The 23,696-nt window shown below is 71.9% G+C and carries 13 protein-coding genes; 9 read left to right on the top strand and 4 right to left on the bottom strand.

The window, feature by feature from the left end:
* Positions 1-8: 8 nt before the first annotated feature.
* From ASC58_RS12175 to ASC58_RS12135, 9 genes are all read left to right on the top strand, one after another.
* Positions 9-2,066: a polysaccharide biosynthesis protein gene (locus tag ASC58_RS12175; protein ID WP_056919465.1), complete on the top strand. Its 2,058-nt coding sequence runs from the start codon at positions 9-11 to the stop codon at positions 2,064-2,066.
* Entirely contained in the window at positions 2,063-3,154 is a 1,092-nt protein-coding gene (locus ASC58_RS12170; protein WP_056919464.1) for a hypothetical protein, read from the top strand. Before ASC58_RS12175 ends, ASC58_RS12170 begins: the two co-directional genes overlap by 4 nt.
* Positions 3,151-4,410 carry a glycosyltransferase family 4 protein gene (locus ASC58_RS12165; protein ID WP_056919463.1) on the top strand — a complete coding sequence of 420 codons (1,260 nt, stop codon included), beginning with the start codon at positions 3,151-3,153 and terminating at the stop codon, positions 4,408-4,410. The genes ASC58_RS12170 and ASC58_RS12165 overlap by 4 nt, the downstream gene beginning before the upstream one ends.
* Positions 4,403-6,202 (top strand): glycosyltransferase family 4 protein, encoded by a 1,800-nt coding sequence (locus tag ASC58_RS12160; protein WP_056919462.1) that lies wholly within the window; start codon positions 4,403-4,405, stop codon positions 6,200-6,202. Before ASC58_RS12165 ends, ASC58_RS12160 begins: the two co-directional genes overlap by 8 nt.
* Positions 6,199-7,095, top strand: a complete 897-nt coding sequence (locus tag ASC58_RS12155; protein WP_056919461.1) for an ABC transporter permease — start codon at positions 6,199-6,201, stop codon at positions 7,093-7,095. Before ASC58_RS12160 ends, ASC58_RS12155 begins: the two co-directional genes overlap by 4 nt.
* Positions 7,088-8,083, top strand: a complete 996-nt coding sequence (locus ASC58_RS12150) for an ABC transporter ATP-binding protein (RefSeq protein ID WP_235529210.1) — start codon at positions 7,088-7,090, stop codon at positions 8,081-8,083. The genes ASC58_RS12155 and ASC58_RS12150 overlap by 8 nt, the downstream gene beginning before the upstream one ends.
* Before the next feature lie 84 nt (positions 8,084-8,167).
* Positions 8,168-9,301 carry a non-hydrolyzing UDP-N-acetylglucosamine 2-epimerase gene (wecB, locus tag ASC58_RS12145; RefSeq protein WP_056919568.1) on the top strand — a complete coding sequence of 378 codons (1,134 nt, stop codon included), beginning with the start codon at positions 8,168-8,170 and terminating at the stop codon, positions 9,299-9,301.
* A gap of 9 nt (positions 9,302-9,310) precedes the next feature.
* Positions 9,311-12,415 carry a hypothetical protein gene (locus ASC58_RS12140; protein ID WP_157598475.1) on the top strand — a complete coding sequence of 1,035 codons (3,105 nt, stop codon included), beginning with the start codon at positions 9,311-9,313 and terminating at the stop codon, positions 12,413-12,415.
* A 46-nt stretch (positions 12,416-12,461) separates the two neighbouring features.
* Positions 12,462-14,501 (top strand): DUF6270 domain-containing protein, encoded by a 2,040-nt coding sequence (locus ASC58_RS12135; protein WP_157598474.1) that lies wholly within the window; start codon positions 12,462-12,464, stop codon positions 14,499-14,501.
* 34 nt (positions 14,502-14,535) lie between these two features.
* On the opposite strand, the gene ASC58_RS21020 is transcribed toward ASC58_RS12135, so the two are convergent.
* The 4 genes from ASC58_RS21020 to ASC58_RS12115 all read right to left on the bottom strand — a co-directional run bounded on the left by ASC58_RS21020 (position 14,536) and on the right by ASC58_RS12115 (position 23,653).
* A complete protein-coding gene (locus ASC58_RS21020) occupies positions 14,536-15,594 on the bottom strand; it encodes a serine O-acetyltransferase (RefSeq protein ID WP_162246849.1) in 1,059 nt (352 codons plus the stop codon).
* Positions 15,595-15,673: 79 nt separating this feature from the next.
* Positions 15,674-18,376: a heparinase II/III family protein gene (locus ASC58_RS12125; protein ID WP_056919457.1), complete on the bottom strand. Its 2,703-nt coding sequence runs from the start codon at positions 18,374-18,376 to the stop codon at positions 15,674-15,676.
* Complete coding sequence (locus ASC58_RS12120) at positions 18,373-19,155, bottom strand: DUF6270 domain-containing protein (protein ID WP_056919456.1); 783 nt, start codon at positions 19,153-19,155, stop codon at positions 18,373-18,375. Before ASC58_RS12120 ends, ASC58_RS12125 begins: the two co-directional genes overlap by 4 nt.
* Complete coding sequence (locus tag ASC58_RS12115) at positions 19,148-23,653, bottom strand: glycosyltransferase (RefSeq protein ID WP_200947814.1); 4,506 nt, start codon at positions 23,651-23,653, stop codon at positions 19,148-19,150. The genes ASC58_RS12120 and ASC58_RS12115 overlap by 8 nt, the downstream gene beginning before the upstream one ends.
* Between the last annotated feature and the right edge of the window lie 43 nt (positions 23,654-23,696).

Genomic DNA, 23,696 nt, shown 5'->3' with positions numbered 1-23,696 from the left:
TGGCGGCCGTGTCCAGTGTTCAGCGCGCCCCCGGGGAAGACGGTTCCGTCGCGCCCCGTGAACCCGCGCCGGCACCGGCGGCCAACGCGCCCGACCCGGTAGCGACCGGGGACACCGCCAGCACCCCCGAACCGGAGGGCGCGCAGGCCCCACGCAAGGGTCGGGCCAACGGCCTCGTCGAGGTCCGGCACTGGCCGATCCCCGTGCTCATGCTGGTCGACGTGGCGATCCTGGTCATCATCATCGTGCTGCTCGCGATGAGCCGGTACGAGCAGAAGTCGTCCATCGTCAACCGCGAGGGCCTCGGCCTGGCCCTCCTGCTCGGCGCCTGCGTCTACCTCGTCACGTACGCCATGCTCGTCGCCCGTCGCTGCCGGTGGGGGACCCAGGACGAGATCGTCGGCCTCGCGGTCGTCGCCATCTTCCTGATGTCCTCGCTCAGCTCGGCGTCGATCCTCACCCACCCCGCGATGCTGCCGCTGTCGGTGGCCGTGACCGCTGCCCCGTGCGCGGCGTGCGGCTGGCTGGTCCTGCGGTATGTCGCGGTGCAGTACCACCGCGCGCGCAAGCGCCGCCAGGGTCGGGCCGGTCGCCGGGCCCTGGTCGTCGGCGCCGGCTGGGGTGGACGCCAGGCCATCGCGATGATGCTCGACGACGCGGGCACCGTCCTCCACCCGGTCGGCCTCGTCGACGACGACTCGGGCAAGCGCCACCTCGGCATCTCCGGCATCCGCGTCCAGGGCCGCATCGACGACCTGCCCGAGCTGGCCCGACGCCTCGGCGCCGAGGTCGTCCTGCTCGCCGTCCCGTCCGCGTCGCCCGGGCTGGTCCAGCGCGTCATCGACCTCACCAACCAGGCCGGGGCCGACCTGCTCGTCCTCCCCTCGCTCGACGAGATGCTCTCCGCCCAGGGCGTCTCCGGGCCGACCCGCGAGGGCATCCCCGGCGGGGTGCGCATCGACCTGCCGCGCCAGGCGTTCCGCCCGGTCCTGCTCGACGACCTCCTCGGCCGGGGTGCCGTCGAGATCGACGTCGAGGCCATCGGGTCCTACCTGCACGGCAAGGTCGTCCTCGTCACCGGCGCCGGCGGCTCGATCGGCTCGCAGCTGTGCCGCGAGATCATCCAGTACCAGCCCGCGCGACTGGTCATGACCGACCGCGACGACAGCCTCCTGCACGCGGTCCAGCTGTCCGTCGACGGTCGCGGCATGCTCGACTCGGAGGACCTGGTCCTGGGCGACCTGCGCACCCCGGGGTTCATCAACGACCTCATCGGCCGACACCGTCCCGACGTCGTGTTCCACGCCGCCGCGGTCAAGCACCTGACGCTGGCCGAGCGGTACGCCTCGGAGGCGTTCCTCACCAACGTCGCCGGGACCAGCGACCTGCTGGCCACCTGTGTCGAGCAGGGCGTGAGCCGGTTCGTCAACATCTCCACGGACAAGGCCGCCGACCCCGCGAGCGTGCTCGGCTACAGCAAGCGGATCACCGAGCGGCTGACCGCCTCGTTCGGCGTCAAGGCCGGGCCGGACGCGCGGTACATCTCGGTCCGCTTCGGCAACGTCCTGGGGTCCCGGGGTTCGGCGTTGACGACGTTCGCCGCCCAGCTGGCGGCCGGTCGCCCGCTGACGATCACGTCCTCGGAGATGACGCGGTACTTCATGACGGTGCACGAGGCCTCCCAGCTCGTGCTCCAGGCGGCCGTCCACGGCCGCAGCGGCGAGGGCCTGATCCTCGACATGGGCAAGCCGCACAACATCGAGCAGCTGGCACGACGCTTCGCCGCGCTGCAGGGCTTCCCGCCGCCGACCGTCGTCTACACCGGTGTCCGCCCCGGCGAGAAGATGGCCGAGCGCACGCTCGCCAGCGACGAACCCGACCACCGCCCGTTCCACGAGCTCGTCACCCACGTCGGCATGCCGCTCATGCCCGACGACGTGCTCGTCGACATCGACCGGGTGCGACGCGAGCTGGCCCTCGGCCGATTCATCGACCTGCACGCCTGGCTCAAGGTCGTGGCGTACGCCGCCGAGCCGGTCTCCGTCCCCAGCGGCCGCCGCGCATGACCGCAGCCCTCGCCTGGGCCATGGTCAGCTGCACGGCGCTCTCGGTGCTCGTCGTGGGCGGGACCCTGCCGCTGTTGCGTCGCCACAGCATCGTCGACATCCCCGCGGACCGCTCGCTGCACGTCGTCCCGACCCCTCGCGGGGGCGGCCTCGGGGTCGTGGCAGCGGTGCTGGGCGCGGTGGTGCTGGTCACCCTGCTGCGCCCCGACGCCGTGGAGGGACACGTCGACGAGCTGTTCCTCGTGCTGCTGCCGGTCCTGGGGTTCGGGCTCGTGGGGTTCGCGGACGACCTGTGGTCGTTGTCGGTCCGGCTGCGGCTGGTGGTGCAGGCCGTCCTCGCCCTGGTCTGGAGCCTGTCCGCGATGGGCGTCACCGGCGACGGGGTCGTGTGGGTGCCGTTCGTCCTCGTCGGCACCATCGCCATGGTCAACATCACCAACTTCATGGACGGCGTGAACGGCCTCGTCTCGGGCCACGCCGTGGTCGCGGGCCTCTGGTATGCCGTCGCGGGTGTCCACTACGACGTCCCCGCGGTCGCCGTCCTGGGCATCGGCGCCGCCGCGGGCGGCCTGGGGTTCCTGCCGTTCAACCTCCCCCGCGCCAAGGTGTTCCTCGGCGACATCGGCTCCTACGCCCTCGGGGCGACCTGGGCCGTGGTGGCGAGCTGGCTGGTGATGCTGCCGGTCCCGACCGAGGTCGCGCTCGCCCCCTTGTTCGTCCTCGTCCTCGACGCCGGGGTGACGCTGGTCCGCCGGATGTCCCACGGCGACCGCGTCTTCGAGCCGCACCGGCTGCACGTCTACCAGCGAGTGGCCCGGGCGGGCTGGTCGCACGCCACCGTCGCGGGGATCGTGGCCGCAGCGACGGCGGTCGCCTGCCTGCTCGCCCTGCCGGCGATGCTCGGCGCCTCGCGTCCGACCCGCGGGCTGGTCCTCGTGGCGGACGTCCTCCTGGGCCTGGCCTACCTCGCCCTGCCCGGTCTCGTCGGGGGCTCGGCCCGGTGGGGTGCCGCCCGTGGGGCCGTCGACCTCGACGTCCGCGCGGTCGACGACCTCCTGCCGCCCCCACCCGCGGACCCCGTCCCGTGAGGATCCTCCTGCTCACGCACTACTACGCGCCCGAGGGTGGGGCCCCGCAGCAGCGCTGGTCCGCCCTCGCGGAGCAGTTCGTCCGGTTCGGCCACGAGCTCACCGTCATCGCTCCTGCCCCGCACTACCCCCACGGCAGCCTCCTGCCGGAGCACGCCGCGATGGCCCCCGGAGCGGTCCACCCCGGCCCGCACGGCGAGACCGTGCACCGCGTCGCCTTCCGTGCGTATGCCGGTGACGTGGGTTCGCGGTTCGCCGACCAGCTCGTGTCCGCCCGGGCCGCCGTCAGCGCGGCCGGCAGGGCCGCCCGGACCGCGACCCCGCAGGTCGTCGTCGCGACGGTCCCGTCGCTGCCGATGCTGTGGGCCGGCCGCCGCGTCGCCGGTCGACTCGGCGTCCCGGTGGTGGCCGAGATGCGTGACGCCTGGCCGGACCTGCTCACCGTCGCCGACGAGTGGGACACGACCTCCGCCGGCCGGGCCAGGCGGGCGGCCCAGCGCGTCTCGCGCGGTGGCCTCGCAGGCGTCGGCCGCGCCACGACGTACGAGCAGCGTCGGGCCGACGCGGTGGTGGCCACGACCGACACCTTCGCCCGGGTCCTGCGCGACCGGGGCATGGAGCGCGTCCACGTCGTGCGCAACGGCGCCCACCCGGTCCCGGGCTACCCCACCCACGTCCCCCGCGACGGTGACGACGGCGTTCTCAACGTGCTCTACGCCGGCACCCTGGGCCGGGCCCAGGGCCTGGCGACCGCCGTCCACGCGGCATCCCTGGCCGGTGGTCGCGGCGCACGCGTCCGCCTCAGGCTCGTCGGTGACGGTGCCGACCGGCCCCAGCTCGTGGCGCTCGCGGCGGCCGAGCGGGTCGAGGTCGAGTTCGTCGACCCCGTCCCGCGCTCGCAGATGGGGACCCACTACGCGTGGGCCGACACCGTGCTGGTCTGCCTGCGGCCATGGCCGGCGCTGGAGCTCACTGTGCCGTCCAAGCTGTACGAGGCGATGGCCCTCGGGGTCCACGTCACCGGCTCGGTGGCGGGCGAGGCCGCGGACATCATCACCGGGGCGCACGCGGGTCACGTCGCCACCCCGGGTGACCCTGCTGCGCTCGCCGAGGTGTGGGAGGCCGTCGCGACCGACCGCTCCCTGCTCGACCCCGGCACCGACGGGGTCGCCTGGGTGGGTGAGCACGCCGAGGACACCCGGCTCGCGTCCGACTACCTCGAGGTCCTCGACGCGGTGGTGACCGGTCGTGGTTGAGCGTCGCGCCCGCGCGGGCGGGCTCGAGACCCTGCGCAACATCGGGATCCTCGTCGTCATGCTCCGTCGGCACGCCGAGGACGACCCCGCCCGCCTCGCGGTGCAGGGCATGCGCCGGCTGCCGGCGCGGTTCCGCCGGCCGGTCGCCAGGGCACTCGGCCGCACGGGTCGTTCCGGTTCGACCGCGGTCGGCCCGCGGCAGGCCCTGGCCAGCTACCTCGCCGACCGGCCGGAGGACGCCCGCGCCACCCTGCGCGCCCTGCCGCCCGAGCAGCTGGGTGCGAGCCGGATCGCCTCCGAGCTTGCCGTCCAGCTCGACCTCGACGTCCCGCAGGGGGCCGACGCCGTCCTCCAGGCGCGGGCGCTGTGGCGTCGCGGCGACCTCACCGGCGCGGTCGAGCTCCTCCAGGCGGCCCCCGGTCGCGCGGGCCGCCGGCAGGTGGGCCGGCTCGCCTCCGAGCGGGCCACCATGCAACCCGGGTATGCCGTGCCCGTTCGTCCGGTGCCACCCGGCACCGTGGCGAGCCCGCGGCATACGCACGGGTCCGGGGTGGGGACGCCTCGCGCGCTGCACCTTCTCACGAACTCGCTGCCCTGGACGCAGTCCGGGTACGCCCTCCGGTCGCACTCGATCCTGCGGGCGCAGGCCGGGCTGGGGATCGCGGTCGAGGCGGTGACCCGGCTGGGGTACCCCGTCAACGTCGGCCTCCCATGGGCTGCGGGCACCGACGTCGTCGACGGCGTGCCGTACCACCGGCTGCTGCCGCGCCGCATGTCGGCGACGCCGGAGGGGCGGCTCGAGCAGACCGCCGAGCTGCTGAGGTTCCACGTGGAACAGTTCGCGCCGACCGTGCTGCACACGACCACGCACTTCCCCAACGCCCTCGTCGCGCAGGCTGTCGCCGGCGCTGCCGGTCTGCCCTGGGTGTACGAGGCGCGCGGCCAGCTCGAGAAGACCTGGCTCGCCTCACGACCGGCGGGCCAGCGCGAGGAGGGGGCCGCGAGCGAGCGGTTCCGGCTGTGGCACGCGAAGGAGACCGAGGTCGCGCTCGCTGCGGACCACGTCGTCGTCCTGTCCGAGGTGATGCGCGCCGACCTCGTCGAGCGCGGGGTCGCCCCCGACCGGATCACCGTCGTCCCCAACGCCGTCGACGCCAGCCTGCTCGACGGGGCCATGACGCCCCGCGAGGGTCGGCGGGCACTCGGACTGCCCGAGGAGGGCCGCTGGGTCGGCACGGTGTCATCTCTCGTGGACTACGAGGGCCTCGACGTCCTGCTGCAGGCGGTCCGCACCCTGCGCGACCAGGGTCTCGACGTGCGGTGCGCCATCGCGGGGGACGGGGTCTCCCGTCCGGCGCTCCAGCAGCTCGCCTCCACCCTGGGCCTCGACGACGTGGTGGTCATGCCGGGACGGGTCAGCCGGGCCGAGGCCGCCCGGTGGCACCGCGCCCTCGACGTCTTCGTCGTCCCGCGGCGCGACACCCTCGTCTGCCGGACGGTCACCCCGCTCAAGCCCATCGAGGCGATGGCGGCGGGCCGGCCCGTCGTGGCCAGCGACCTCCCGGCGCTCGCGGAGATCGTCACCGGACCGGCGACCGGGGTGGGCACCGGCCTGCTCGCGACGGCGGACGATCCCTCAGCACTGGCGGGTAGACTCCACGGGCTGCTCGCGGACGACGCGCTGTGGCACCAGCTCGCTGCCGGAGGCCGGGAGTTCGCCGCCACCAGGACGTGGCAGGCCATGGCAGCGCGGTACCGCGACATCTACGAGACCCTGGGGAGCCGACCGTGAGCGAACGGGCTCGCACCCATTCACCCCTGGCCCAGGTCGACGACGTCCAGCTGGAGGTCGTCGACATCAGCCGACTCAAGCCGGTGGGCCAGCGCGCCGCCCTCGGCTCGTACATCCACCAGCTCTGGCACCGTCGGCACTTCATCACCGCGGACTCCCGGGCCCGCGCCTTCGCCGGCAACCGCGACACCCTGCTCGGCCGGTTCTGGCTCGTCGGCAAGCCCGTGCTCGACGGCCTGACCTACTTCCTGATCTTCGGCGTCCTGCTAGGGACCGCCCGTGGGATTGACAACTACATCGGCTTCCTGCTCATCGGCGTCTTCCTGTTCTCGTTCACGTCGGCATCGCTGAACGGCGGCGCGGGGGTCATGGCGGGAGGCAAGAACCTCATCCGGGCCTTCTCCTTCCCCCGCGCATCCATTCCGTTGGCCCTCGCGCTGCGCCAGGCCATCTCGATGTTCCCTGTCGTCATCGCCATGCTCGTCATGATCGTCGTCATCCCGCCGCACGCGAAGATCACCTGGCTGTGGGCGCTGTTCCCCGTGGTCTTCCTGCTCCAGGTGTGTCTGAACAGCGGGATCATCCTCTACACCGCCCGGCTCACCAGCGCCCTGCCCGACCTGCGGCTGGTCATAGGCTTCGCGTCGAGGTTCTGGATGTACGGCTCGGGAGTCATGTACTCCATCGACAAGTTCGTGACCCATCCGCAACTGCTCGCGGTCCTGGAGTTCAACCCGGCCTTCTGCGTCCTGGAGATCTCTCGCGACCTGCTCCTCTACGGCACCATGCCCGACCTCAAGCTCTGGCTGACCCTCGGTGCCTGGGCCATCGTCACCCCTGTCCTGGGGTTCCTGTACTTCTGGCAGGGCGAGGAGGAGTACGGCCGTGAGTGACCTGCACACCGACGCCTTGTCGACCGACTCGATCGGGTTCGACGACGAGGAGCACGACATCACCCTGCCCTCCGACGCGGATGCCGGGCCGAAGAAGGGCATCGAGGTGCCGCTCGGGCCGCCGACCGTCATGGTCCAACGGCTGTCGGTCCACTACCGCGTCGCCAGCAAGGAGCGCGAGGGCGAGCACCTGGGCCTGCTGCAGCGGGCGGCCCGCAAGATCGGCTGGAACCGCACGGTGACCGTCCGCGCCGTCGACAACATCTCCTTCGTGGCCCGGGCCGGCGAGTCCATCGGGGTCGTGGGCCACAACGGCTCGGGCAAGAGCACGCTCTTGCGGGTCATGGCCGGGCTCGAGACGCCGACCTCCGGGCGGGTGCTGGCGAGCTCGACGCCGTCCTTCCTCGGGGTCAACGCCGCGCTCATGCCCGAGCTCTCGGGGATGGAGAACGTCCGGATCGGCCTGCTCGCCATGGGCCTGAAGCCCAAGGAGGTGAAGGAGGCGATCCCCGACGTCCTGGAGCTTGCCGGCATCGGTTCGTCGATTCACCTCCCGATGAAGACGTACTCCTCCGGGATGGGGGCCCGCCTGCGCTTCGCCATCTCCGCGGCGGCGCGTCCGGAGATCCTGCTCATCGACGAGGCGCTCGCCACCGGAGACGCGGCGACCAAGGCGCGCAGCGAGGCGCGCATGGCCGAGATCCGGCAGCACGCCGGCACGATCTTCCTCGTGTCGCACGCAGCCCAGGTGGTGGAGGAGATGTGTACTCGCGCGATCTGGCTGCACCAGGGCGAGATGGTGCTCGATGGGCCTGCGTACGAGACCGCCCGGGCCTACCGCTGGTGGGCCTGGAACATCGCCAAGGGTGAGACCCAGAAGGCCGAGGGCCTGCTGGAGGACGCCCGCGCCAAGCTGCGGGCGACAGTCGTCCACCCTCAGGACTCCAGCACCGTCCGGCACCTGTCCCGGCACTCCAACGCCACCTGACCCTGCCGGGTGCCGCCCCGACGTCACCCGAACCCGACGTCACCCGAACCCGACGAAAGCGAAGCCTTGACCCAGAAGCGCATCATGACCATCTACGGCACGCGCCCGGAGGCCATCAAGGTCGCTCCCGTGATCAAGGCGCTCGAGGCGCACCCCGACTTCGAGTCGGTGACGGTCGTGACCGGACAGCACCGCGAGATGCTGGACCAGGTCAACGAGATCTTCGGGATCGTCCCCGACCACGACCTCGACGTCTTCGCCCACGGCCAGACGCTCAACGGCCTGATGGCCAAGGTCTTCGACCGGCTCGACCCGGTGCTCGTGGACGTCGCCCCGGACGCGGTCATCGTCCAGGGCGACACCTCGACGGTCGCGGCTGCCTCGATCGCGGCGTTCTACCGCCGGATCCCGGTCGTGCACATCGAGGCCGGCCTGCGCAGCGGCGACATCAACTCGCCCTTCCCGGAAGAGGCCAACCGCAAGCTCACCAGCCAGACCACGGCCCTGCACCTGGCGCCGACGTCGACCTCGCAGGCGAACCTGCTGCGCGAGGCCGTCGACCCGGACACCATCACCGTCACCGGCAACACCGTCATCGACGCCCTGCTGCACACGGTGAAGCAGGACCTCGCCTTCACCGACCCCAGGCTGGCCGAGGTCGAGGCCTCCGGTCGTCCGGTCCTGCTCGTCACGACGCACCGACGCGAGAACTGGGGCGGTGCCATGGAGGGTGTCGGCCGCGCCCTGCGCCGGCTCGCCCTGGCCCACCCCGAGTACCACGTCATCCTCCCCGTCCACCGCAACCCGATCGTCCGTGAGGCGGTGCTCCCGCACCTCGAGGGCCTCCCGAACGTGCTCGTCACCGAGCCGATGGCGTATGGCGAGTTCACCCGCCTCATGGCGTTGTCCACCATCGTCCTCACGGACTCCGGTGGTGTGCAGGAGGAGGCGCCCTCGCTGGGCAAGCCGGTCCTCGTGATGCGGGACAACACCGAACGCCCCGAGGCGGTCACCGCGGGCACGGTCAAGCTCATCGGCACCGACGAGGAGCGCATCGTCACGGAGGTGACGCGCCTGGTCGAGGACCCGGCGGCATACGAGGCGATGTCCCGGGCCGTGAACCCGTATGGCGACGGCGCGGCCGCCGACCGCTCGGTGGCGGCGATCGCCGCCCTCTTCGGCATCGGTGAGCGTCTGCCCGACTTCGTCGCGAGGTAGGGCGAGCGCGTGACCGTTGCCGACCGCCCGCGCCTGTCGCGCCGGCGACGATGGATGGCTGCCGCCACGGTGACCGTCCTCCTGCTCGTCGCTGGTGGGATCGTCACGGCCCTGCTGCGCGGCGACAGCTCGGGCACACCAGCCCCCGAGCCGTCACCCAGCTCGCAGGCGGACACCAGCCCGGCCCCGGCGCTCCTGGATGCCCTGCCCGGGGGCTTCGACTTCCCTGCGGTCGGGGCAGGTGGATGGACCGTGACGGCCCCGAGGGGCGCGCGCGTCGAGATCACGACGACCACCGTGCACAGCGGCAAGGGCGCGCTGAGCATGACCACCGCCGGGACCCGTGGAACCGCCACCGTCACCTCCCGGCCGCAGGCGGTCACCCCCGGGCAGCGGTACGGCGCAGGGGCGTTGGCCATCGTCACCGCGGGTCGCCCCGAGCTGCAAATGGTCTTCGTCGACAGTTCCGGCCGGTCGGTGGGCACGGAGGTGGCCGCCGCCACCGACATGGACGGGGTGTGGTCACGGACGGCGGTCGAGTCCCAGGCCCCTGCCGGCGCGGCGGCCGTGCGCGTCACCCTGGTCGTCGGACCGGACTCCGCCGCCGTCTGGGACGACGTGAACCTCTGGACCACTGCACTGCCCGACGGGGGGTTCGAGGCTGTCGGTGCGTCCGACGGATCCCCCCGCAGCTGGACGTTGTCCGCGGCGCCCGGGACCTCTGCGGTTCGGATCACGTCGGGCCCCCACGACGGAGTCGCCGCCCTGCAGCTGCAGGACGGTTCCACGACGGGCAGCGCGTTCGCAGGTAGTGCCTTGGTCCCGGTCCCCACTGGCGCCGAGCTCGAGGCCACGGCCTGGGCCCGCGCCGTGGCCGGCGGCTCGACCCTGCGGGTGCGCTGGTTCGACGTGCAGCGAAGGCTGCTCACGACGCCACCCGTCAACAGTGTCCCGGCGAAGGGTGCAGCCTGGTCGCGGCTGGCGCTGCGTGCCGCCGTTCCCGATGGGGCGGCCTACGTGCAGGTCCAGATCGGGACCGACCTCGAGGGCACCGCGACAAGCGTCTGGGACGACGTGATCGTGAGTCCCGTGAAGGCGGCTCCCGAGCAGTCGTATGCCGCCGCGCCCGCGGCGACGATGAAGGGCTTCGCCAACACCAAGACGTCGCTGGTCAGCTCGGTCGGAGGAGTGCCGAAGTTCTCCACGGTGGCCTCGGGGTCGCCTGCGGTCTTCCAGCTCGCCGACCTCAAGACGGGGAAGGTGGAGTACTCCCACGAGATCCCGGGAATCCTGAACGGCTGGGCGCTCACGCCCTCCCTAGACCAGCGGATGATCTACATCGGCGGTCAGGGTCACGTCTGGCGCTACGACACAGCATCACGGTCGATCAAGGACCTCGGCGCTGCCACGGCCAAGGCCACCCGTGTCTTCGACCTCGTGACGGCTCCCGACGGTCGGATCTGGGGCGGGAGCTACCCTGGCGGGGAGGTGTGGGTGCTGGACCCCTCGACGGGTCGATTCACGTCCGCCGGAAGCGTCGGCAACGACAACGACTACGCACGCACCCTGGCCGTCGACGCCGCGAACGTCTACGTCGGCACCGGCTCGGCGCGCCCCGACATAGTCCAGATCTCCACGGCCGATCCGCGCCGCCGCACCGAGATCGCACCGCCTCCGGCGGTGCGGACCGGGTTCCTGACCCAGCTCAAGGTCCACGACGGGGTGCTCAGCGTGCTGTTCCCTGACGGCAGTCGGGGGCTCTACGACCTGGCGGCCAAGCGATGGGTCGACGCCCCGGCGCTCGCGACCTCCGGCAACCTCTACCAGCTCCGACCGGGTGGCCGGGCGCCGGACGACCACGTCTACTACTTCCGCGGTGGCAGGTTCTGGGGCGCGGCGCTGGGGCCACGTGGGGTCGTCCAGACACCGCTCGCCACCATCCCTGTGCCCACGAGCGTCAACGGCACGATCGTCCGCATGCGCCTCGACGGTGCCCCCGCCGAGTGGCTGGTCGCCCACGACGGCCACACACGCGTCGTCGTCCTGAAACTCGGGACACGCGACCCCCGGACCGGCCTGTCCACGCCGGTGGGCAAGCCACGTGTCCTCACCATCGCCCTGCGCCCGACCGCTCTACGCATCAAGTCGTTGTCGGCCAGCAGCGGGAAGATCGTGGTCGGAGGGTATGGCGGGTCCAGCCTCTCGATTCTTGATCCCGCGACCTTGGGCAGGTCGCGTTCGCCGGGCCTCGTGCGAGTGGTCGGGGGCGCCACGACGCCCAAGTTCTTCGGCGAGGTCGAGGGGATGGTCACGAACGGTCGGTACGAGTTCTTCGGCACCTACCCGAAGAGCCGCATCTTCCGGTTGGATACCACCCAGCCGTGGAAGCCGCGGACGAACCCCCGGATGGTCGTCGACCTCGGCGCCACGACCGATCAGGATCGGCCGATCGCCTGGGCCACCGCCGGGCGCCGCACCTTCTTCGGGACCATCCCCGACTACGGCATCCGCGGCGGCGTGCTCGGCTGGTTCGAAGGGGATGCGACGACTCCTGTCGTCCTCGACCCGCCCGTACCCGACCAGAGCGTGGTCGCGCTCTCGGCCGACAGGGCTTTGGTCTACGGCAGCACCTCGCGCTGGGGAGGCCTGGGGTCCAGGCCGTCGGAGGGCCCGCCCTCGGTCTTCGCCTATGACGCCGACCAGCGCCGCTTGTTGTGGACCGTCACGCCCGACCCCGCGGCCCAGTCCATCGGGTCGGTGCTGCACGACGAGGAGGGTCGCCTGTGGGCGGCGTCCCGCAACCGGATCTTCCAGCTCGACCCCGCAACGGGGCGCACCATACGCACCATCCCGTTGGGCACCACCGGCGACCCGGCGGGCGGGAACCCCGACGAGGGCGACCCGGCGTCGGCCACGTTCGTCTCTACGGCAATGGTGAGCCTGAAGGGCCACCTCTACCTCGCCGCCGGCGGCGAGGTGCTCCAGGTCGATCCCGGCACCTCCCGGATCCGCCGGATCGGGGACGGCGGGGTCAGCCCGGCCCGTCTGGCGGTCGTCGGCGACGACCTCTACTACCCCACGACCACCGTGCTGGTGCGGGCCCGGCTCCGATGATCCGACGTTGGCGGCATGATGGACACCCTGCAGGGAGGGAGCAGTGATGACGGGGCAGCACGGTGACCTGCCGACCGACGGTGACTACGGGCGGTACCAGCCGCACGTGCGGACGTGGCCGTCGCTCGAGGCGTTCCTCGAGGCGCCCGTGGAGACGTGGGTCGCCGGCGTGCACGTCCTCCTTGGGGGCGACGACGACCACCTTGACCTCTTCGTGGGCGGACGGCCGTGGATGGTCCGTGCCGGCAAGTGTCTGCCCGTGTTCTTCTCCGGCGCCGTGTCCACCAGGGGAGGCGCGCCGGGACCGTTCTTCTCCGGTAAGAACCTCGCCCGCGAGGCCGGCACACCCTTCCTCGCGTTGAGCGACCCGACCCTACGACTCGATCCCGACCTCGACCTCGGGTGGTACACCGGAGCGCCGGGCCGGAGGACCCAGGAGAAGGTCACGAGGCTGCTCGACGGCGTGGCATCGCGCCTGGGCCGCGAGCTCCTGCTGGTCGGCGGCTCTGGAGGTGGGTTCGCGTGCCTCGACCAGTCGGCGCGGATGCGGGAGCCAGTGTCGGCCCTGGTGTGGAACCCGCAGACCGACCTCCTCGACTACAGCGCGCCGCCTGTGCTGCAGTACCTCGTGTCGGTGACGGGAACCAGCGCAGACGTGGCTGGCGGGTGGACCCGGGAGCAGCGCTCCGCCGTGCTGACGGCGGGCGGCGTCGGCCACTCCGTGCGCCGTCCCCTGCCCCAGAGCTCGGGACGCCGGCGGCTTCTGTACCTCCAGAACGCCACCGACGACCACCTGGCTGAACATGCCGAGCCCTACCTGAGGGCCGCTGGGTGGGCCGAGGGCCTGCGCGGACGTTGGTATGACGAAGGCGGCGGCATTGCGCTGGTCGCGCCGATGAGCGAGGGTCACCTCCCCCCGCCGAGGGACGTCCTCCTCACCGCCTTCACCGAGCTGCTCGACGCCCGCACCCGCACCCGGACGGTGGCGGACCGCCTCGGCCGGTCGGGGCTCCCGGGCCTAGATCCCTCTGGTTCCCGGGTGCGGGTGTTGATCGCCGGGAGCTGCGTGTCCCGCGACACCTTCGCCTTCCTCGACCCGATGGAGTTCGCGCTGTCGGAGTACGTCGCCCGCCAGAGCCTGGTGAGTGCATTCGCAGGGCCCAGCGAGCCCGTGATCGACAGTGCCGTGCTACCCAGCCGGTTCCAGCAGCGGGTGCTGCTGGCGGATGCCGCGGCCAGCCTCCCCGAGGTCGTCACCCAGGCGGCCGACTCGGTGGACCTGGTGCTGTGGGACCTCGTGGACGAGCGCCTCGGCGTCCACCGACACGTCGACGGGGGCCTGACGACCGACTCGGTCGAGATCCGTTCCATCCTGGGGGAGACGGTGCCGGATGGCGTGCAACGCCTCCCGTTCGGTTCGCCGGAGCACCTGAGCCTGTTCAGGGAGAGCCTTGAAGGGTGGCGCGAGCTGCTCGAGCGGACAGGGCTCCTCGACCGCACCGTCCTGCTGGCCCCCCTGTGGGCGATGACGACGGACGAGGGCGAGGTCGTCCCCGAAAGCTTCGGCGCGGGCGCCGACGAGGGGAACGCGTTGACCGAGCCCTACATCGAGGCCGCGGTGCGCGTCCTCGGTGTGCCTGTTCTCGGCCGCACCGGGCCGGATCCGCACGCCGGCACAACGCACCAGTGGGGGCCGGCACCCTTCCACTACGACGACGATACCTATCTGCGCCTGTCGGACGAGGTCGTTGCAGCAGTGCGGAAGGCCCACGGCTCTGGCGCGGTGAGCGGCAGAGGGGTGCGGGTACCCAGCGCCGCGGAACGGGCACCCCGACGGGGAGCGCCCACGGTCTCCCTATCCCGACGCGGGGACCGCCTCGCTGTCGTCCTCACCGGCGGTCAGGCCAAGGCGTGGTCGCTGCAGCTCTACCGTGGTGACGAGCGCGTCGCGGCCACGTCGTGGCAGAAGGACCGGCTGGCGGAGCTCCCACTCGCGGGCCCTGGCGTCTACCGGGTCCGCGCCCACCTGCTGACCGATTCCGGCGAGCGCCTCCCCGTGGCCAGCCCTACCCTGCGAGTGTCCTGACCGGCAGTGGCTGTCGCCCCGTGGTGGGGGCGAACTACTCCTGTGACAGCCCTTCGGCCGAACCGCTGAGCATCCCCGGGTCCGTTGCAGGGCCCGCGGCGGGATCCGGCCCGAGGCTCACTCCGTCGGCAAGCGGACCGAGGTACCCCTCGTAGCCGCTGGTCGAGGACCCGATCACCCGTGCGGGCGCACCGGCCACGACAGAGTCGTCGGGGACCTCCTTGGTGACCACGGCGTTTGACCCGACGACGACCCGGTTGCCGATCCGGCCACCAACGCAGACGGCGTTGGCGCCGAGGAACACGTTGTCGCCGATGGACGGAAGGACGTTGCCCCGAGCGCCGATCGTGACGTTCTGGCCGATCTTGCAGTATCGGCCGATGACGGCCTGCGTGTGCACGACCACCCCGATCCCGCCGTAGCCGAAGGTCGTCCCCTCGCCGATGACTGCGGTGTAGGGAATGACGCTGTTGAACCGGAAGTGGATGAACGCCTTGACCAGGTCGGCACCGAACCCCAGCCCATCGAGGTGCAGCTGCCGTGACAGCCGGTAGGCGGAGATCGCGGAATGCGGCCACAGCGCCGCCTGGACCCGTGGGTGCAGCTCGCCGCGGACCGGGACGCGCTCGTACCGGGCGAAGCCCTCGTCGTGGGCGCCCACCCCCACGACGAACGCGTCGGGGGCGACCGCGGCTGGGGCGAGGACGGGGATGCCGTGCACGACCGAACCGGCGTGGGCGCCCGTGGGGTCGACCAGTCCCTCGACCTTCCGGGTGGAGGCCAGGACCAGGGCGAGAGCCAGGGACTGGGGCCCGAGGCCCAGGACGTGGACGGGTTCCGGCCCGAGGGGACGCGCAGGATCGCCGACGGGGCGGTGCTGCACCGACGCGGAGGTGGCCTGCCGGATCGTCCCGTCGGGACCGCGCAGGTACGCCTTGACGGTGTAACGACCCGGGCCGGACAGGTTGAAGCGGGCCCGTGGGACGCGGGAGTAGTGACGGCGCTCGACGACCTCTCCGCCGCTCACGAGGTAGAACGCATAGAGGGTGCCTGGCTCGGCGTCCACCTCGGCGGCGAGTTGGTGCAGGTTCACCACCTCCACCCGCGGAGGTGATGTCACGGCGGGCCCATCAGGGGTGTCGGCGCGCTCCATGATGTCGAACCGTACCGGTCTAGGAGACGACCACCCAGTCGGTCGTCTGCGCAGTGGCCTGGGTGTCCCCGTCGTTGCGCGCAAAGACGCGGACGCGGTACCGGCCCGCGGCCAGGTCGGGCCAGGTCAGGTGCGGTGAGGTCGAGTAGGGGAGTGCGGAGACCAGTTCGTTGTCGCGGAACAGCCGTCCTGCGTACTCGTCGAACGCGCCCGCGAGGACCATGCCCGTCACGGCGCCCCCACGGCTGGTCGCCATCACCGTGAGTGACGGTCCGGGGTCGGAGGTCGACCCCCGGTCCTGGTCGAGCAAGGAGGTGAGGAAGGTCAGCAGGGTGTCGCGGTATACCGCACCGATGTCGGCGTGGCGCAGCCCCGGCAGCACGATGAGCGAAGGGTCCTGGCCCAGCGAGCGAAGGTGTTCCACGAACGGCAGCACGTGGCCCTTGTAGTGGTGGTCGATGTCGCCGACAACGACGGAGATCTGCGGTGCCGGGTGGCGTCCGACGCCGAGTGACGTGGCGGCGAGGTCGTACAGGGCCACGTCGAGCTCCGCGACCTGCTCGGGCCCGGTGCCGCCCGTCATCAGCTCGAGGATGTTGGGATGCGGCTTGGAGACGAACGAACCGATCCGTGTCTGTGGGGCCCCGACGAAGATGTGGCCCGCTCCCGCCGCGATGCCGTGGATGAGCGCTGCGGTGCCCCCCTTGGAGGACCCGACGGTGACGAGGTCGGCCGGCGTCAGGCCGAGCTGCTCCAGCATCCTGGCGATGAGTGCCTGGACGGTCCGGAAGATTCCTCGGTCGCCGTGGTCCTGGAGGTAGTAGGCACCTTGGTCGCCGAAGTCGTCGAGGACGTAAAGCGCCTGGAACGGCGTCTGGTCCAGCGTGGCCCGGTAGTTGTAGGTGAAGTCGCCGGGCTGGTGAACCGCTGTGAACACCACCACGAGGCGGCGGGCGCCGGACGCCGACCGTGCGGGGACGTGCTGGTAGTTGAGCCCGACCTCCTGCTCGAACCGCTGCCAGTGCTGGGTGGGATCGGCCAGCCCCCGGTCGCGGTAGGCGAAGTCGGAGAGCCGCAGCGTGGTCCGGACACGGGTGGAGGCACCGCGGAACGAGACTCGGACGACGTCGGCGGGCTCGGCCTCGCCGAACCTAGGGAACCGCCAGCCGAGGTGGGTCGGGCGCTTCTGCCCGCGACGCACGCTGATGCTCAGGGGGACCTCGGCCCGGATCGTCGCGTCGAGGAGCTTGGTGCCCCGGTGGTGCAGCTCGAACCCGTGGCCATGGGCGACGACGTCGACCCCGGGCCCGATGTTCCACAACAGCTCGTATGCCGCGTCACCGTCAGCCTCCCGGGTGATCGTGTCGAGCACGTCGATGCGCGGGTTCCCCTCGACCTCCTCGACGGAGAGGGTGCGCTCGTGGACGGTGTCGACGAGACGGCCGTTGCGTCCGGTGACCCGGAAGCCGTCGGGGCGGACCGACTCCGCGACCATGCTCACCTCGTGCTGGTCGTCGCCGGCGCGGGGGATGCTCACGCCGTTCACGACGAGGGTGTTGTGGGCGAACTGCGAGTAGCCGTACCGCGTCAGCGGGTCGGTGTAGTTGTAGCCGTAGGGGCCGGCCTCGCTGATGAGGTCGACTCCTTTGCTGCTGAGCACGAAGGAGTTCTCGTCCGCGTGCTTGTGATAACCGTTGTTGTAAGCAGCCTGGAAGAAGACGTACGTCGCATCCGGGTCGCCCCACGCGGAGCGGTACACGGCATACCCCGACCGCGGCAGGACGAGGACGCGCTCGGCAGGCGGCCGTCCGGACCGTCCCTGGGTCGCGGCGTACGCGAACTCGGGGTCGGGGAAGACGGAGGTGGGTCCACCCACGAGAGACACCTGCTGGGTGTCGCTCACCGGCGGGAAGAGGCCACTGGGCATCACGGCGTGGGTGGCATAGACGGAGAGCTCGTGCATCAGCGCCTCGAAGAACGGGGCGTCCTCGTGGTCGATGGCCTCCAGCACCTCGACGTACTCGCGCACGAACCTGGCCACCATGACGTGATAGGTCGGAGTGTTCTCGACGTGGACGCCCTCGTCTGTGAAGCATCCGACGAAGTAGGTCTTGAGGCGGGCGAGCCCGACCTGCAGCACGTCAGTGCGTTCGGCATCGCTGCGCCATGAGGCCAGACCGGCGTAGTTGACCAGGGCCAGGTCCTGGAACATGCCGTGGTTGTTGACGCCCGCGTGGAAGTCGTCGCGACGGAGCAGGTCCGCGGTGCGGTCGAGGAAGCTGCGGTACCAGGCGAGGTCGTCCGGGCCGAGGTGCGCCTCGAACGCCGGCAGCAGCGCGAGGTGGAAGGTGAGCCGTTGCGCCGTGGTCTCGTCGTGGTACGCCATCGGCGAACCTGTCGAGCCTGCGGGAAAGTCATGCTCCCACCGTCGAGTGAGCGACAGCGCCAGCGCGGCGGTGGCAGCGGGGTCTGCGCTCGCGGTGATGTGGGTCGGCCAGTCGGCCAGGAAGAGGAAGCCGTGGACGAAGCGGGCCCGCGAGCGGTCCGACTCGTCGTGCCACACCCGGCCGTCGTCGTACGCGAAGTCACCGAACTGCGGGGACTCGATGACGCCTTCGCGGGCGAGGCGGGCGGCGCGCCGCAGGCTCGGGGCGGACCCCCCGACCGGCAGCCGCCTGCGCACGACCGCGGCCAGGGCCGCGAGGTCGAGGGGAGCCGTCATGCGGGCGTTCCCGGGGTGTTCTCGGAGGTGGACGAGATCGGCTCGGCACCGGCGGCGACTGTCTCCGTGATGCCGGAGGCCAGGTGTTCGTAGGCCTGCGCCGTGTAGTGGAAGGGGCTTGGTCCCCACTGGTGCTCGGTGGTCGAGCGGGCGAGGTCCTCGGGGAGCTCGACGACCGACAACCCCAGTTCGGTGAGGTGGTCGAAGTAGCGCGCGTACTGGAGGTTGGCCTCGTCGGGTGGCGTCATCCAGCCGGGCACCGGGACCTGACCGCCGTCGTCGAGCAGGGATGCCCAGGGTGTGCGCAGCACCACGGTTCGCGGCAGCAGGCCCAGCTCGGCGATCCGGGTGACGACCGCGTCGACGGCGGGGACCCAGAGGGCGAAGTGCTCGTCGGTGCCGAACGGGATGTGACGTCCGCCCCGGGTGGCGGTGCGGCCGCCGGCGGCCCACATCTCGGCGAGTTTCGTGACGTGACCGCCGCCGATGGCGATGACACCACCTCGTTCGTCGATGAGGTCGACGAGGAGCACGTCGACCTGAGGTGCCACCCGGCCGAGGACGTCCAGCAGATCGCCCTTGACGTCACCGGCGACCATGCGGTTCTGGAACGCCGAGGGCAGCTCGGTCAGCTGGGCCTTGACGCCGGCGGCGGGGGAACCGACGCTGATCGCCGACTGGCGGGCGACGTAGGCCAGCAGCGTGTGGCCGTCTGGCAGAAACTCGAAGGTGTCACGGGAGACGCAGCTGCCGTAAATGAGGACGCGGGTCTCAGCCACGGGTCGGCCCCTCGGGGCTGAGGAGGTCGACGAGACGCCCCAGGACGGCTCGCGCCTCGAACTGGTCGGTGACGACGGCGCGGTAGCCCTCGGGGTTCCGCTCCTCGGCGACGACACGGTCGGCCAGGTCGGAGACCGTGGCACTGATCCAGTCGCGCGGGTAGACCAGGTCGGAGCCCGGCCAGGCGAGCACCGCAGGGAGGGCGCGACTGGCCGCACCGTCGGCGATGGTGAGGTGGAACGACTCGAAGTCGCTCACGGACAGGGCCACGCCCACGCCGGTGTACCACTGCGCCATGTCGTCACCGTGCCCGTCGAAGACCACCGTGCCGGGACGTATGGCGTTGAGCCTGTCGATCCGCCCGTACTGCGTGTCGTACCAGGCCATCTCGTCGGGTCGGGCCAGCATCCACGGGTAGTCCTGCGGGGTGCGGCCCTTGATGCGCAGCGAGTAGTCGTGGCCACGAGAGGCCAGCTCCTCGACGACGTCGAGCGCGAGGTCGAGCCGCTTGGTGGCCGGCACGATCCCGACCAGGCCGATGGTCGTCGCCGCCTCCGGAGACTTGGCGAGGTCGAGGGCCGTCGTGTCGACGGGGTTGGGCACGACCACGCACTTGTCCGCGGGGAGGCCGTGGCTCTCGATGGCCGCCGCCCGGACGAGCTCACCGACGAAGACGTAGGCCGCGACGTTCTCGTGGGCCACCTGCGCGAGGTACGGGCGTCGCAGCTCCTGGGAGTGCACCCGGACCACGAGCCGCTGGCCGGGCATGACGTGCTGGGAGTACCAGACGGCGTTGCCCAGACCCCACTCGCACAGCACGACCTCGGCCCGGTCGAGCAGCTCGAGCGACCGCTGCTCGTCGTGGGTGGTGTGGTTCTCCCACTCGTCGAGCAGCACCTCGGCGCCCTCACTGCGGAGCTCGTCGATGAGGGAGGCGGCGAACTTCAGGTCGTGGCCCGCGACGAGGACCCGGCGACCGGCGATGGTCGCAGCGTCCCGAGCCATGTCCGCGCCGTCCAGCGACGAGGTCGTCGAGGTGTCGCTCGCGAGGGGCGGCGCGGCCACGACGGCACGGTGCGGGAGCAGCAGGCGGACCGCGGTGACGTCCTGCGCCCGGAGGGCGTCGTCGAGGTGGGGGTGCTCGGCGGCGACCTGCGCCGAGACGAGTCCGGTCAGGGTGCCGGTCCCGGGGACCGGTTCGGCGATGGGCCGACCTGGCTCGAGGTCGGGCACGCTGTGGCTGTCGATGCGGTCCCACGCGCCGTACGCGGGGGCGTGGAGCAGGTCCTCGAAGTGGGTCCGGCCCACGACGTCGGAGAGCCGGCCGATCCAGCTGGCGACGGTGGCGGGGCTGCCGTACCCGTCCCAGGTGCGCACGGCGACGCCGTGGCGGGCGAGGGCTGCCGTCGCGTCGTCGACGGCGCCCGTGCCGTGGTCGGCGTGCACGAAGACCTCGACGGGTGGCTGGGACTGCAGGGCCAGGGCGCGCAGGACGTCCGGGGCGGTCGAGTCGAGCACCACGGCATACGAGGGGCGCTCGGGGGCGGCCACGGGGAGACCGGCGGTGCGCGCCACGATGGTCAGGGCGGTGTCGACGGTGTGCGAGCGCAGCACGGCACGCATCTGCAGCCACGCCTCGGCGAGCCGAGCCTGTGGGTCGCTGGACCAGGTGCGCAGCAGGGTGCGCCACATCAGCGGGTCGTTGCTCGTGGGGATGACCGAACCGAACGTCTCGTCGATGCCGCGTCCGGGCCCCGACAGGACCACCCCGCCGCAGGCGGCGACCTCGACCACGCGGCGGGAGAACATCGACGGTGACTCGGTGACGGAGTTGACGTTGAGGTTGGCCAGGTGGCTCTTGTAGGAGTCGATGACCTCGTCGTAGGGGAGGGAGCCGCGCACGCTGGACCGGAAGGCCGGGGGGAAGTGGTACGGCGAGTCCGGAATGGCCGCCTGCCGGTCGTAGATGGCCAGGCCGAAGGGGCGGCACGTCTCCAGGAGGAGGCTCAGCTCGGCCGAGCGCTTGGCGTAGCGCTGGCCGTAGAAGGTGCCGGCGTACGCGACGGTCGGCTCGTAGTCGCGCCGCCCCGGCAGGGGGTTGTGGATCTTCGGCTGGGCGTAGAAGGGCAGGGACGAGGCGGTCCGCACCGTGCCGACGCCAGCAGTCAGGTAGGGCAGGACGCGGTTGCCGTCCGTGGTGAAGACGTGGTCGCACAGGGACGCCGTCGCCACGAACCGCTCGAAGTGGACCGGGTCCTCCTTGTTCCAGAAGACCGAGGGCACCCCCAGCTCGCGGGCGCGGGCCAGCAGGGCGGAGATGTCGGCGTGCTCCTCGTCGGAGTAGCGGCCCACACCGCGGTGCCAGGTGCCACCGTTGCCGCTCCACGCCGACTCGATGAAGACCAGGTCGAGGCCGTCGAGCTGGTCCTGCCAGCCGCTGCGGTCGAGCGGGACGACCTGCACGGACGCCGAGAGCGTCGACGTCGTGAACTCGTCGGCCACCAGCCCGACGCGCAGGGTGTCCAGGGCGACCCCGTGGCTCCCCGCCTCGCGGTGCAGCACTGCCGCTTCGCGGTGGGCGCCGCTGATGGTGTGGGCGAGGCCCTCCCAGGTGCGCTCGTCCAGGCACCAGAGGCGACCGGTGCGGCCGAGGTCGGCGCGCAGGTCGGGCTGCTCGACGAGGCGTCGCAGCACGTCCGCGAGGGCCTGGGCATCGCCGGCACGGAACAGCAGGGCGCGCGACTCGTCCGGCCCGGCGATGTCGCGGTGGGGTGCGACGTCCGAGAGGACCACGGCCTTGGCGCTGCTCATCGCCTCCAGCGGCTTGAGGGGGGAGACCATCTCGGTGACCGGCAGGGACAACCGCGGGCACGGCATGATGTCGAAGAGGCTGAGCAGCCGCGGCATCTGGTCGCCGGGAACCCGTCCGACCAGGCGCACGTGGTCTCCGAGGTCGAGGCGGGCGACCTGCTCCTTGAGCCCCGCCGCCGCCGAACCCGAACCGGCCACGACGACCTGGAACCCGACTCCGGCGTCGCGCAGCAGCGCGGCGGCGTCGACGAGCACCTCGAGTCCCTCGTAGGGGACCATGCTGCCGGCGAACCCGATGACCGGCACGTCCGTGCGGACCCCGAGGGTGGCGGCATACCCGGTGTCGCGCGGCAGGGGGAGGAACTCGCTCGGCGTGACCGCGTTGGGGGCCACGGTGATCCGCTCGGCGGGCACGCCTCGTCGGACCAGCTCGTCACGCGTCTGACCCGTGATGGCCAGCACGGCGTCGGCCTCCGTGCCGACGAGGGTCTCGAGTCCGGACTGCAGGGCGTACCGCTCGGAGTCCTCCCAGCCGGGCTTGTCGGAGGCCTCGGTGACCTCCCAGAGTCCGCGGACCTCGTAGACGAAGGGGATGCCGAGCCTGCGGGCCGCGATGAGCGCGGCCAGGCCGACGCGGAAGTTGGAGGCCGCGTGGATGACGCTGGGCCGCTGGAGGCGGGCCTCACGCACGAAGGCGTCGGCGCACTCGAGGATGTAGCGGTCGACGGGGGTGCTCGCGAGGGGGTTCCCGGGCAGGTGGACGTACTCGACGCCGTCGACCTCGACGGCGTGCCGGTGCCGACCACGCGACTTCACGTCCGCCTTGGAGTCCCACGGGTAGCCGGAGCGCGCCACGACGACGACGTCCGCGCCGGACCGGCGCAGGCCCGATGCGACCCCCTTGGTGCGCACGGAGTAGCCGTTGGTGTTGTAGGCCGGGGTCGAGTGGGCGCAGTACATGACGCGGCCCGGCTCGGGCAGGTAGGCGGGGCCGGGCGCACGCGGAGGGACGGGGATGCCCTCGCGGACGACCCGGTCAGCACCGAGGATGCGCTCGGCGAGCTCGGCCGGCCCGGCCTCGAGGGCGGCGGTCACCTCGGGGTGGTCCCGCAGCAGCGCGGACGGCGTGGAGACCAGTCCGCGCTGGTACCACGCGCGGGTGAGCACGTGCCCGAGGCGGACCGGGGTCCGCTGCTCGAGGAAGCGCTCGACGAGCTCCTCGAACGAGTAGTCGCTCAACCGTCGGTCGACGGGGACCGGTGTGGTGGGAGCCGCTGCGGGGGACGTGGCGCGCGGCGCGGGGGACGTGGCGGGGGACGGCGTCGGGGCGGTGGAGCCCGCCGACGCGGTCTGCGGCGCGGCGGGGAGCTGCTTCGGCGCCGCCGCGGGGCGGCCCCTCACCAGACCGAGCGGGGAGGTGAGCGACCGCCCGAGGCGGTACGCCTTGGACCCGCGGACCCGCTTCAGGTCGCCCTTGAGCCGGGTGGTCTCGGCGCGGTAGGCGTCGAGGGCGGAGTTGGCGCTGCCCAGCCGACGGGTCAGCTCCTGCTTCTCCTTGCGGAGCTGCTTGAGCTCGGTGGCGTTCTTGTCGGCATCCTTGAGCTTGGCGCGAGCGGCTCGGTCACGAGCCTGCAGCCCTTCGAACCGCACCCGCAGGCCGTGCGGGTCGCTGATGAACTCCGACAAGAACCGCTGATCCAGGTCCGTGTGATCGCGGCGTTCGTCATCG

The organism is Phycicoccus sp. Root101, assembly GCF_001426245.1.
Lineage (GTDB): Bacteria > Actinomycetota > Actinomycetes > Actinomycetales > Dermatophilaceae > Pedococcus.
This window is presented reverse-complemented; position numbering and strand designations above follow the sequence as displayed.

Bases quoted from the DNA above. Each gene is read 5' to 3' on its own strand.
- ASC58_RS12170 (WP_056919464.1), top strand. From the start codon at position 2,063: ATGACCGCAGCCCTCGCCTGGGCCATGGTCAGCTGCACGGCGCTCTCG.
- wecB (WP_056919568.1), top strand. From the start codon at position 8,168: ATGACCATCTACGGCACGCGCCCGGAGGCCATCAAGGTCGCTCCCGTG.
- ASC58_RS12135 (WP_157598474.1), top strand. From the start codon at position 12,462: ATGACGGGGCAGCACGGTGACCTGCCGACCGACGGTGACTACGGGCGG.
- ASC58_RS12125 (WP_056919457.1), bottom strand. From the start codon at position 18,376: ATGACGGCTCCCCTCGACCTCGCGGCCCTGGCCGCGGTCGTGCGCAGG.